Raw genomic sequence first — 12223 nt, forward strand, 5'->3', positions numbered from 1 at the left:
GGAGGACCGATCATGTCCGAGCACACCCTGGAACAACTGCTGGCGCGCATGCGCGACAAGCCGATCACCCTCGGCTGGGGGGCGATTGCGGCCTTTGGCCGCGACCGGCTGAATGACTTCCTGCGCCAGCAATTCGTGGCGGGCAATGGCGATTTTCGCCTGGCCCAGCCCTTCAGTGCCCAGGTGGCGCTGGACCCCACCGGGGTGGCCACGGCCACCCTGACCGACCTGGTGTTCGGCCCGCCCCAGGTGTCGTTCGAGTCGTCCGCGCTGCCGGGTTCCCACGTTACCCTGAACCTCGCGGTGGTCGCCGGCAGCTTCAGCGTGATCGGTACAGCCACCGGTATGCCGCCGCGACTGGCCCACAGTTTCGATTTCAGCGAGCAGGGCGGCTTTCGCTTTCACATGAAGCTGGACCTGTCGACCATCGTCGCCGAGGTCGACCGCAGCGGACGCTTTGCCCTCGACCTGGCCAATGGCGAGAAATGGAGCTGCAACCTGGTGGAGGAGTGGCCGGCACAGGAGCTGCTCGGTGCGGCCGTGGCGAATTTCTTCAAGGGGCTGCCGGCCAACAACCGCACCTTCGAACTGGGCGGCCTGGACTTCAACGGCTATCACCCGTTGAGCGCGGTGTCCTTCCACCTCTGTGCCCAGCGTTTGCCGGGCGCCGAGGATGGCGACGGCGCGCTGATGGTGTTCTGCCGCCTCAAGGGCCTCAACCAGAAGGGCGGCCTGCCGGCGGACGAAGACGACCTCCCGTACCTGATTCCCACCGACCGCGCAAACGGCAAGCCACTGTACTCGGCCGCGCTGGTGCTCAACCACGAGCTGATCGAATGGGTCGACGAGGATCAGCTGGAGCTGCTCAGGCACATGCTCTTCCCCGGCCAGCAGGTCTTCGTCGAAGCGGCGGACGGGCGCCATGAGCCCCATGACCTGCTGATTCTCGGCAATGTGCCGGAAACCCCGCAGAGCGTGGCGATCGAGCCGCTCTACTCCAGCGTCAAGGCCGGCGGGCAGCGCCAGTTCCGCCTGCTTCGGGGCGATGGCAGCGAGATCAGCGGCGCCCTGTGGAGCACTCGCAGCCTGGACAGCCCGCTGGCGGTGGGCAGCGTCAGTTCCAGCGGCCTGTACACCGCCCCGGCGGCCACCCTGCTGAGCCGCGACGCCGTACCCGCCCTGGTGGTTGCCGAATACATGCAGGACAACCAGTTGCAGCGCGTTACGGCGATGGTGACGGGGCGCAGCGGGCTGATGAGCGTGTTGCCGCGGATCAGCGTGGTGGGGCACCTGGACGATCCGGTGGATATCCATGCCTCGACCCTGAGTGGCGGCGACGTGCAGTGGGAACTGCTGGAACCGCAACTGGGCACGCTGGAGGTGAAGGCCGACGGTCACGCCGTGTACACCCGGCCCGCCAGCGTGGAGCCGCTGATCACCCTGCAGAAGATCCGCTGTACCGACCGGGTGACCGGCGAGCGCATCGAGTCGGCCATGGTGGTGCTGCGTGCCGGTCCGGCAGGGGTGGTGGAACCCGCGTTCGTGCCGTCGATTCGCCGTGGCAGCGTGGTGCCGTTCCACAGCACCAATATCCCGGACGCAATGGCGCACTGGCGCGTGATCGGTGAGGGGACGGTCGACGAACACGGCCTGTTCACCCCCCCGGAGCACGTCACCTCGCTGGTCAGCCTGGTGCTCTGCGACCTGAAGCCGGACCCGTCGGGACCGGCGGTGATCACCGGCTATGCGGTGGTCCAGCTGTCCGAGGCGCGCGAGCAGTTGCACTGGAGGACACTCGCCAAGTTCAGCGTGACGGCGCCGGGGGACTTGCGCCAGTGCTATATCAACGGCATGCAGCAGATCCCGCTGGTGATCGAGGTGACCACCGATCCGGTCAAGGTCAACGATATCGATATCTATATTCCCCTGAGCGACAGCGAACTGGCCTCGATGCGCCTGGTGGCCCTCGGCAGCAGCGAGATCCCGTTCCTGCCGTCCGCCCAGGACGGCATCGAACACGACAGCCCGGAGCCCTACGCCACCCATTCGCGCAAGAACCGCTTCCACCTGTATTCGCCCACCGTGGCCGGGCTCAACGCGCATCAGCCGTTGCCGCAGACACGCGCCCCCGGCCAGCGTTTTCGCGAAATCTTCCTGCATGTCCGCGCCGAGGGTTCGCGAACCTTCCACGCGCGCTTCCAGGACGACCTGGGTGGCATACACGACTCGAACGAAGAAGTGACCGAGGGACACGAGATCGAGATCACCGGCGAACAGATCCCGGCAGTGGACCCGATCGTGGGGCCCAACCGCGACTTCGACATCGTTCGCACCCGGGTCTTCAACGGCCCCGGCACGGACGGGCCGAACGGCGACGACCCGTTCAACTTCCGCCTGACGTCGGTGGACTACTGGGACGTGATCTACAAGCGAAACAGCCTCTACACGGTGCCGTTCTCGACCCTGGAGGTCGAGAGCAACGCTTCGACCCTGCAGTGGGAAAGCGAGCAGATGGACGAGACCTTCTTCAGCTTCACCGGCTATGGCTTCTATCCGTACCCGGGCCCGGGCAACGACAAGCCGCCGGTCAGGCTGGAGTTCGATCCGTACTTCCGCGCCCTCGACCGCAATGCCGCGGGCACGCCGATTCGCCAGGACTTCGAGGACAGCCACCGACCCTCGCCCGGCGAACTGATGGTGAGCCTGCACCGGTCGATGGACATGACGTACTGGTACGACGAGATGGCCGAGGGTGACGAGAACCGTATGTATCGCCAGATGCTCGACGGCCCGGTGGTGTTCGTCATGCGCGACGTGGAGGGCAACCGTCACCGCCTGCAGGTGGGCTTCCCTTCGCCGAGCCTGATCGACAGTCGCAACACGCTGGTGCTCAACATCCAGTAGCGCCTTAGTCCATGGGTGGGGCCGGCGGCAGGGTGCCGGGCCCTGTCGCCCTTTCGTTTCATGGGGTATTTCGCGATGACCACTTCTTCCGTTGTCAGCTCCAATGCCTTCAACTTCATGAGCTACATGAACAACAGTGTCGACCCGCGCACCGGTCAGTACACCTTGTCCATCGACCTGCCCGAGCTCAAGGCCAATGCCCTGGCGGGGCCGGACGTGCCGCTGCGGCTCGACTTCAACCCGCTCAATACCCTGGACAGCGGTTTCGGCCTGGGCTGGAACCTGCGCCTGAGCCAGTTCAACCCGAACAACCGGATGCTCTCCCTGCATACCGGGGAGAGTTTCAAGGTCACCGGCACCGACGGCAACGAGCCGGTGATCAAGGAGAGGAAACTCGACACCTTCCGCTTTTTCATCGATGACGACGAGACCTACCGGGTGGTGCACAAGTCCGGCCTGGTGGAAATCCTCAAGGTCATGGGCATCGGCGCCAACCGGATCGCCTTGCCGCGCTGGATCCTCGGGCCTTCCGGGCATCAGGTGGAACTGGGCTACGCCAGCTTCAATGGCATGCAGCGCCTGGCCAGCGTCGCCGACGCCAGCGGCGAATTGCTGCGCATCACCCGCACCGACAACAGCCTCAGGCTGCTGCTGCCGCCGTTCGACGACGATCCGTTGAAGCGCTTCGAGATGAAGCTGACCAGTGGCCTGGTGATGGACATCGTCCTGCCGGTGCCCGAGCGCGCGTCCTGGCGTTTTCGCTACGAGCCCATTCGCGGCGTCATTTGCGTGCGGGAGGTCAGCACGCCGCTGGGCGGTCGTGAGTACATCGAGTACAACGACCCCGGTCATGCTTTTCCGGGCAATACGGGGCGGGCGAACCTGCCGCGGGTCACCGAGCATCGCATCGATCCGGGCTCGGGCCAGGATGTGCTGGTCACCCGCTATGCCTATTCGAACGAGAACTTCCTCGGCAACGGCGCCAACATCTCCTGGGATGACGATGGCCTCGACCAGCTGTACAAGGTCACCTACACCTACGAGTACACCAGCACGGCCAGCCACCTGCTCGACGGGCAGAAGGTGCGCGAGGTCAAGCGCACCTTCAACCGCTTCCACCTGATGACCGAGGAAGTCACCCAGCAGGGCAAGTGCGTCAAGCGCGTCGGCACCGAGTATCACCAGCGCGACGTGCCCTTCGACCAGCAGCCGGCGATCTTCCAGTTGCCGAAGCGGGTCGAGACCCGCTGGGAGATGGAGGGGGATGCGACCAGGTTCCGCGTGGAAACCGTCGAGACCGAGTTCGACATCCATGGCAACCCGACCCTGGAAGTCCAGGCCAACGGCGTACGCACCGCCAGCCTGTACTACGCGGCAGACGGCGAAGACGGCTGCCCGCCGGATCCGGACAAGTTCGTCCGCCACCTCAAGGAGCAGACGGTCACCCCGGCCAGCGGCGGCGAGGGTGACGCACCGGTGCTGACCACGCACTACCGCTACCAGGAACTGCCGCCCCTGGCCGGCGCGGCGAAGAATCCCTGGCTGGTGTTGGCCTTTGAAGAATTGTCGGACCGCGGCACGCCGCTGCAGCAGGTTCACCACGAGTACCATGACCAGCCCGCCGACAGCCTGCTGCATGGTCGGCTGTTCAGCGAAGGCAAGACCCTCAACGGGCTGAGCACCTTCACCGACTACCGCTACGAGGTGCTGCCGGCCGAGGGCGTGCTGCAGACCCAGGAAACCCTGACCGGCTTCGACAAGACCAGCAAGACCCTCGTCCTGCAACATGCCTTGCTGATCGGCGAGCCGGTGCAGACCCATGATGACAACGACGTGGTGATCCGCTACGCCTACGACAGCCTGCGGCGCATCACCGCGGAAACCGTGGCGCCGGACAGCGATTTCGAGGCGACCCGCACCTACGCCTACACCCTCACCAGCGTGGATGGGCAGAAGGCGGTGCAGGAGACCACCGACGTCAAGGGCGTGCAGACCCGCAACTGGGTCGACGGGCTCAACCGCCAGGTCCTCGAACAGCGCCAGGATGTCGATGGCGACGGCACCTGGCGCGACACCTCCAGTGCGCACCATGACGGCCTCGGCCAACTGGACGAGGCCTGCGAGTTCGACTGGCTGGCTGAAGGAGCGCTGGCGTTGCGGCACCGCTATGCCTACGACGACTGGGGCCAGCAGCGCGCCGACAAGGGGCCGGATGACGTGGTCAGCATCGAGGAGACCGACCCGATCGGCACGCCGGCCTGGCGCGGGCCTGTCACCCGCACCTGGCAGGAGAGTGCCAATCGCCGCTCGCGCAGCGGCGAGACAGTGACCTGGGTGAACCTGTTCGGCAAGCCGGCGCGCAGCGAGCGTCTCGACAGCAAGGGCGAGCAGGTCAGCCTGCACGAGTATTTCTACGATGGCCTGGGGCGCACCCGGCGCGAGGTGGATGCCCTCGACCACACCACCACCTTCGCCTACGACGCCTTCGACCGGCTGGTGGAGAACGTCCTGCCCGGTGGCGCGGTGGTCAGCCGGCGTTTCGTCGAGCACAGCGACGAAGATCTGCCGACCCATATCAGCGTCGACGGCCAGGAGCTGGGCCAGCAGCATTTCGATGGGCTGTCGCGCATGGTCGAGAGCATCACCGGCGGGCGCAAGCGGGTCTTCGAGTACGAGCCGGGGCGCATGCAGCCGACCACCGTGACCACCCCGGCAGGGGTGCCGATCACCTACGATTACCAGCCGCAGCTCGGCGAGGATCCGATGCGCCGCGAGCTGGCGCCCGGGGTCGCGGCGACCTATGAATACGACCTGCAGAACGCCCGCCTGCTCCATTGCGAAGAGCAGGGGCAGATTCTTGAGCGGGAGTATTTCAGCACCGGCGACCTGAGCCTGGAACGCCGCTTCGAGGATGGCCAGGTCTACGAGATGACCTACCGCTACAGCCTGCGTGGCCGCCTGCTGGGTTACACCGATGTGCTCGGCCAGGTCCAGTCCTACGAGTACGACAGCGCAGGGCGCCTGGTGCGCACCGAGCTGGACGCCATCGCCTCGTCCTTCACCTACGATGCCCTGGGGCGCTTGCACCTTATCGACACCCGGGACAGCGACCAGCAGGTGCAGGTGACCCTGGAGTACGACGACTTCGCCCGGGAGACCTTGCGCCACTTCGACTTCGGCACGTCCACCCAGGCGCTGAGCCAGGAATGGAACGCCGTGGACCGCCTGACCAGGCGGACCCTGCTGGAGGATGGGGAGCTACTGCGCGACGAGGACTACGGGTACGACGAGCGCAACCGCCTGACCGACTACAGCTGCACCGGCGAGCCACCGCTGGACGCCTACGGGCAGCCGGTGCAGGCGCAACTGTTCCGCTTCGATGCCATGGACAACATCACCCGGGTGTTGACCACCTTCCCAGGCGGACAGAACCGCGCCGACTACCACTACGACAATGCCGACGACCCGACCCAGTTGACCAGCGTGAGCAACGATCACGAAGCCTATCCGGCGGAGATCCTGCTGAGCTACGACGCCGATGGCAACCTGGTGAGCGACGAGCAGGGCCGCCAGCTCGACTACGATGCCCTCGGCCGCCTGGTCAGCGTCGGCGAGGGCAATGGCGTGCTGTCCGGCAGCTACCGCTACGACCCGCTGGACCGCCTCGCCAGCCTTGGCGGTGGTGCCGAGGTGGAGCAGCGCTTCTACCGCGAGGAAGAGCTGGCCAATGTGCTGCAGGGCGACAGTGGCAGTACCTTCGTGCGCGGCGCCGGCAACCTGCTGGCGGAGCGGCAGTCCGGGGCAGCCGACCTGCTGCTGGGCTGCGACCAGAAGAACACCGTGCTGCGCGAGAACGTGGCGGGGCAGGGCACCAGCCTGGCCTATACCGCCCATGGCTACCGCAGTCCGGCGGTTCGCGCCCGACTCGGCTTCAATGGCGAATTCGAGGAAAGGGAGGCAGGTGGGCAACTGCTGGGAAAGGATACCGACGCTACAGCCCGGTCTTGATGAAGTTCAGCGGGGCGGACAATCTCAGTCCGTTCGGCGCGGGTGGGTTGAATGCGTATGCGTACTGCAATGGGGATCCGCTGAACTTGAGCGATCCGAGCGGGCATGCGGCTCCCTGGCAACCCCTCCTCGCGATGCTGTTCGGGGTGGTGAGCGTGGGAGCAGGGACGATGGCCGCGTTTTCGGAAGGCGAACAACGCAATGTCCTGATTGGTGTGGCGGCGATTACCGGAGTGATGAGCGTGGGGCTGGCTGGCAGCACCCTGTTGAAAGGTGGTCGGACCGCTCCGGCCGCTGGTTCTGGTCAGCGTGCTGCGGGCGCCGGGAAAACCGCGCCCGCAGCGGGCGGAAAATCTGCGTCGGGGAAAGGCGTGAAAGGAGGAAAAGGGGACGATGGAAGTGAGGCTCGTGCTATCAGTGATGGGATCGATCAATACCAAGAGCTTAGGCCCCGGCTGACGCCGGAAGGTTACGCCCAACTAGGTCTGGATCGCGTTGGGGGAGGCCAGCCGATTCTCGTCAAGAGCAACGTCGCGGTTCCCAACCCCGTCCCGATGGGTAATCGGAACACTCAACTCAGTGGCATCTCCCGGCAGACTTCAAACATCCGATCGTAGTGAGCCCGTTTGCCTGCGCGTTCCCCTGCCGCCTCCTTGAAAAAGGGGCGGCTTTCTCATTTCCTGACTGCTCCCGACCTGTCATTTCTGCCAGTTACGCCCTTTCCCCGCCAGGTTTTAAATGGCTTCACGGCTGTTCGATCCGCAACGGTAGCCACCGTTTCCTCGACGGCCGAACACATGGAGAGGGTGACCACTATGTCCCAGTCTGAACAGCAGCGCCTGGCCGAACAGTCCCGCAGCGCATTCCGCAAGGCCCAGGTGCAGCGCCACCGCACCCGGCAGGACCTGGCGCCGCCAACCCTGGCCGCCGGAATCATCGTCGACCCGGAGGACGGCACATTGGACAAGAACGCCTTGCTCAATGATCTCGCCGTCACCATCCAGGCCTATGACAGTGCCGAAGACCTGTATCCCGGCGATATCGACACGGTGTACCTGGAATGGGCAGAGGCGGGCAGCGGCGATTTCGAGGTGTACGCCCAGACGGAAGTCACCCCGCCGCTCGAGGGTGTGTTCCCGCTCACCTTGCATCTTCCGAAGGAGCAAATGGAAAAGGATGGTGCCTACGACCTGCGCTACCGGGTGCATCAATACAACGACGAACAGGCGGAATCGCCCCCACTCACCGTGATCTGCGATGGCACCGCGCCCTGGGGCTGGACGGACGAAGAACCGCCGGCGATGGTCATGCCCGACGTGCCGATCACCGATCAATACCTGACGGACAATCCGGCCGGCGTGGTCGGGACCATCCCCGACTATGCCGACCGTCAACCCAAGGACTTCGTGGTGTACTGGTGGTTGAAGGACCCGATTCCCGAAGACATCACCGAGATCGACATCGCCGGCTATCACGAAGTGACAGGTACGCCGGCGCAGATCACCGTCGATCCGAGCGTAGTGCAAGCGGTGGGGGACGGCGGCTGTTACCTCGCCTACGCCTTGATCGACAAGGCACACAACCGTAGCCGCATTTCCTTCCCCACGCCGGTGGCGGTCGCTCTCGGGCCGTTGCCCACCAACCTGGCGCCGCCGGAGGTTCCGCTGGCCAGCGACGGCTTGATCAACCTGATGGATGCCTACCTCGGGGTCGTGGTGCATATCCCGCTGTATGCGGGCTGGAAAGCCACCGACCGGGTCGAGGTCAAGTGGGGTGCGACGGATCTCTATGCCGAGGATGTCGGCTCGCAACCGGGGCCGGAGATCCAGGTACGGGTGCCTTCGGCCACCCTGCGTGCGGAGTATGGCGATGCCACCGGGATCAAGAACACCAGCGTCAGCTACCGCATCCTGCGCGGAACCGTGCCGTTCGACGCGCCTGCCGCGCAGGTGGACGTGGACTTTTCCTATATCGGCCCGCCACGGCCGGAGCCCGACCTGACCTGGCCGGATCCGGTGAACGGCGACCTGACCCAGCTCGACACCTATGGCGCTACCGACAATACCTTCAACCACCTGACCAGGGAGGACAGCGGGCAGCCGGCGAAGCAGAATACCTACCTCTTCGCGGGGGCCCAGGTGGACGACTTCATCGAGTTCTACTGGGGAGACGAACTGGCGTTCACCTACACCGTCGCGGGGTTCGAACAGCCCGGGGACGAAATCGCGGCGCAGATTCCCTGGGAGGTCATCCAGAGGAAAGGCAATGGCGCGCAGGTTCCCGTGCACTACCGGATCGGCTCGCCAACCTCCAACAACAAACAGCACTCCAAGACCTACCACGTCCTCGTCGAGGCGGTCGTCCTTACCCCGCCAGCCCCCCAATACCTGGGGCTCAATCCGGCGAATGGCTGGCTGACCTGTGTGTCGCTGTACGAGGACCCGGCCAATCCGCATCCGCTGGAGCCCTGCGTTCGCGTCCAGGTCCCCGATCTCAGCCAATGGCTCCAGGAGGGCGACACCGTGACCTTGACCTGGACCCCCTGGGATCGCCGCGCGCCTGGCGAAGGGCAGGTCATCACCGACGCGATACTCGAAGAGCCCATCGTGCTGGACGCCGAGCATCCCGCCACCGGCTTCATCTGGCGTGTGCCCTATGAAGAGCACATTCTTCCCATCTATCAACCGGGTACAAGTCGCGACGGGCGTGGGGTGACCACGTACACCTTCACGCACGAGGGGGAGCCGGTGACGTCACTGGAAGTCGAGGCGGCGGTCTCGATGCATATCCCTGGGGCTTCATGCCCTATTCCTCCCCCTGTGGGACGCAAATAGTCGGAGGAAAGCCAGCGCCCGCGGATTTCCGCGGGCGCTGGCTTGTCGAATTGGCTGCTATATTCTGAGGATTATTCCTACATAAAATTTGGGTTGTCGTCTGTAGTCTCGCCGGCCTTTGCGAGTGAACCCGGTTGCTTGTCCAGCTTGGTTTGCCGCTGTTGCCAATTGTCCTGCGAGAGCTATTACCGATGCCTATGACTTCACCGTTCACACTCCGCCCGTTGGTCCGCGTGTTGAAACTCGCGGCCATTGCACCGCTGGTGCTGGCCAGCGAACAGGCGTTCGCCGGACTGATCATCGGCGACGAGACCATCGATGGCAGCGATCCTGTCGACAGCTATGTAGTAAGCCCCGGGTCGAGCCTTACGGCCAATGGCGCCACCACGCGGGATATCCGCGTCGAGGCGGGCGGCAGCGTGACACTCAATGGCAGCACGGTGACCGCCACCGGTGCTGCGGGTGTGATCCTGGCCAATGCCACGGGGACCATCTCCGGCAGTACCATCAGCAGCGATAGCACCGGCCTGTCCGTGGGGCGCACCGGAGCGGATGGATCGACTGCGAGTGTGATGAACAGCACCATTACCGGTGGTGATCGCGGCATCGGGGTGTCCACCAACAGCACGCTGTACCTGGAAAACACCACGGTCACCGGCACCGAAGCGAACAGCCAGGGGATCCAGCTGTTCGGCGGCCGCGTCGATGCGGTGGGCAGCACCATCACCGGTGGCGACATGGGCATCCGCATCCGTCTCGACCCGTCCCTGGCCGGCGACGCCACCCTCAACCTGGATGGCACCCATGTCGAGGGCAAGACCGGCGCCGCCATCGTCGTCGGCACCGTTCCTACCCAGGAAGCTACCGCGGAGATCTTCGTTGGCAACGGCTCCACCCTGGTGGGCGGCGACGGCAACGTGCTCAAGGTGCTCAGCGGCTCTACCGGCAACATGACCGTGGACAACAGCCATCTGGTGGGCAACGTGGTCGCCGAGGACGGCGCCACCGCCAACCTGACCCTGCAGAACCACGCCACCCTGACCGGCTCGCTGGAAAACGTCGCCAGCCTCACCCTGGCCAGCCAAGGCCAGTGGAACATGATCGAGGACGACGAGGTCGGCGAACTGATGATGAACGGCGGTGCGGTCAAGTTCGGCGAGGCCGACGCCTATTACCGCCTGACCGTGGAGAATCTCTCCGGCAACGGCACCTTCATCATGGACACCGACTTCTCCACCGGGCAGACCGACTTCCTGGAAATCACCGGTGAAGCCACGGGCGACCACAAGGTGCTGGTAGGCAGCAGCGGTGCCGATCCGACCAAGGACGGGCAGATCCACCTGATCCACAGCGCCTCGGGCGATGCGAAGTTTTCCCTGCTCAATGGCCAGGTCGACCTCGGCACCTTCTCCTACGACCTGATCCAGGACGGCGACAACTGGTACCTGGATGCCTCGATGCGGAGCATCAGCCCGGGCGCGCAGACCATGCTGGGCCTGTTCAACGCCGCGCCGACCGTCTGGTACGGCGAGCTGACCACACTGCGCAGCCGCATGGGCGAGCTGCGCATGAACGGCGGCAAGGCCGGCGCCTGGATGCGCAGCTACAGCAACAAGTACGACGTCGCGGCCTCGTCCGGCACCGCCTACAAGCAGGTGCAGCAAGGCCTGTCGTTCGGTGCCGACGCGCCGCTGCCGTTCGGCGACGGCCACTGGCTGGTGGGCCTGCTGGCCGGCTACAGCGATTCGGACCTGAACCTGGCCCGCGGTTCCACCGGCCAGGTCAACAGCTACTACGTCGGCGGCTACACCACCTGGCTGGATCCGAGCAGCGGCTACTACTTCGACGCGGTGCTCAAGTTCAACCGCCTGCAGAACGAGTCCAAGGTCAACCTCAGCGACGGCAACCGGGCCAAGGGCGACTACGACAACCACGCCGTGGGCACCTCGCTGGAGTTCGGCCGCCATATCAAGCTGGCGCAGGGGTGGTATGTCGAGCCGTACACCCAGGTGTCCGGCGTGGTGATCCAGGGCAAGGACTACAGCCTGGACAACGACATGCGCGCCGAAGGCGAACGCACCCACTCCCTGCTGGGCAAGGTCGGTACCACCGTTGGCCGCAACATCGACCTCGGCGAAGGCCGCCTGATCCAGCCGTACCTGCGGGTCGCCTACGCCCATGAGTTCGCCACCAACAACCAGGTGAACATCAACGACAACCGCTTCAACAACGACTTGTCCGGTTCCCGTGGCGAGCTGGGGGCGGGAGTGGCGGTAGCGCTGGCGCAGAACCTGCAGTTGCACGCCGACTTCGACTACAGCAACGGCGAGCATATCGAACAGCCGTGGGGTGCCAGCGTCGGCTTGCGCTACAACTGGTAAGCCGTGTCCGGGGTCGCGCAAGGCGACCCTTCGACCTGTCGCGGACCCTCGGGTACGCGGCAGGTTTTGCGTTTCTGCGGACCTGATAGTTCTGCC

The 12223-nt window shown here is 65.0% G+C and carries 5 protein-coding genes; all 5 read left to right on the forward strand.

Going from position 1 to position 12223, the window contains the following annotated elements:
- Window positions 1–12: 12 nt before the first annotated feature.
- The 5 genes from V0R59_RS01280 (at window position 13) to V0R59_RS01300 (ending at window position 12127) form a co-directional block, all read left to right on the forward strand.
- Entirely contained in the window at window positions 13–2904 is a 2892-nt protein-coding gene (locus V0R59_RS01280; RefSeq protein WP_330074265.1) for a hypothetical protein, read from the forward strand.
- Between the two features lie 75 nt (window positions 2905–2979).
- Complete coding sequence (locus V0R59_RS01285) at window positions 2980–6912, forward strand: RHS repeat domain-containing protein (protein WP_330074266.1); 3933 nt, start codon at window positions 2980–2982, stop codon at window positions 6910–6912.
- Window positions 6912–7529 (forward strand): RHS repeat-associated core domain-containing protein, encoded by a 618-nt coding sequence (locus V0R59_RS01290; protein ID WP_330074291.1) that lies wholly within the window; start codon window positions 6912–6914, stop codon window positions 7527–7529. Before V0R59_RS01285 ends, V0R59_RS01290 begins: the two co-directional genes overlap by 1 nt.
- 198 nt (window positions 7530–7727) lie before the next feature.
- Window positions 7728–9746 carry a hypothetical protein gene (locus V0R59_RS01295; RefSeq protein WP_330074267.1) on the forward strand — a complete coding sequence of 673 codons (2019 nt, stop codon included), beginning with the start codon at window positions 7728–7730 and terminating at the stop codon, window positions 9744–9746.
- Window positions 9747–9943: 197 nt separating this feature from the next.
- Window positions 9944–12127: an autotransporter outer membrane beta-barrel domain-containing protein gene (locus V0R59_RS01300; RefSeq protein WP_375547355.1), complete on the forward strand. Its 2184-nt coding sequence runs from the start codon at window positions 9944–9946 to the stop codon at window positions 12125–12127.
- Window positions 12128–12223 lie beyond the last annotated feature (96 nt).

It is taken from the genome of Pseudomonas ulcerans, assembly GCF_036324125.1.
Classification (GTDB): Bacteria; Pseudomonadota; Gammaproteobacteria; order Pseudomonadales; family Pseudomonadaceae; genus Aquipseudomonas; species Aquipseudomonas ulcerans.

Bases quoted from the DNA above. Each gene is read 5' to 3' on its own strand.
- V0R59_RS01280 (WP_330074265.1), top strand. From the start codon at position 13: ATGTCCGAGCACACCCTGGAACAACTGCTGGCGCGCATGCGCGACAAG.
- V0R59_RS01285 (WP_330074266.1), top strand. From the start codon at position 2,980: ATGACCACTTCTTCCGTTGTCAGCTCCAATGCCTTCAACTTCATGAGC.
- V0R59_RS01290 (WP_330074291.1), top strand. From the start codon at position 6,912: ATGAAGTTCAGCGGGGCGGACAATCTCAGTCCGTTCGGCGCGGGTGGG.
- V0R59_RS01295 (WP_330074267.1), top strand. From the start codon at position 7,728: ATGTCCCAGTCTGAACAGCAGCGCCTGGCCGAACAGTCCCGCAGCGCA.
- V0R59_RS01300 (WP_375547355.1), top strand. From the start codon at position 9,944: ATGACTTCACCGTTCACACTCCGCCCGTTGGTCCGCGTGTTGAAACTC.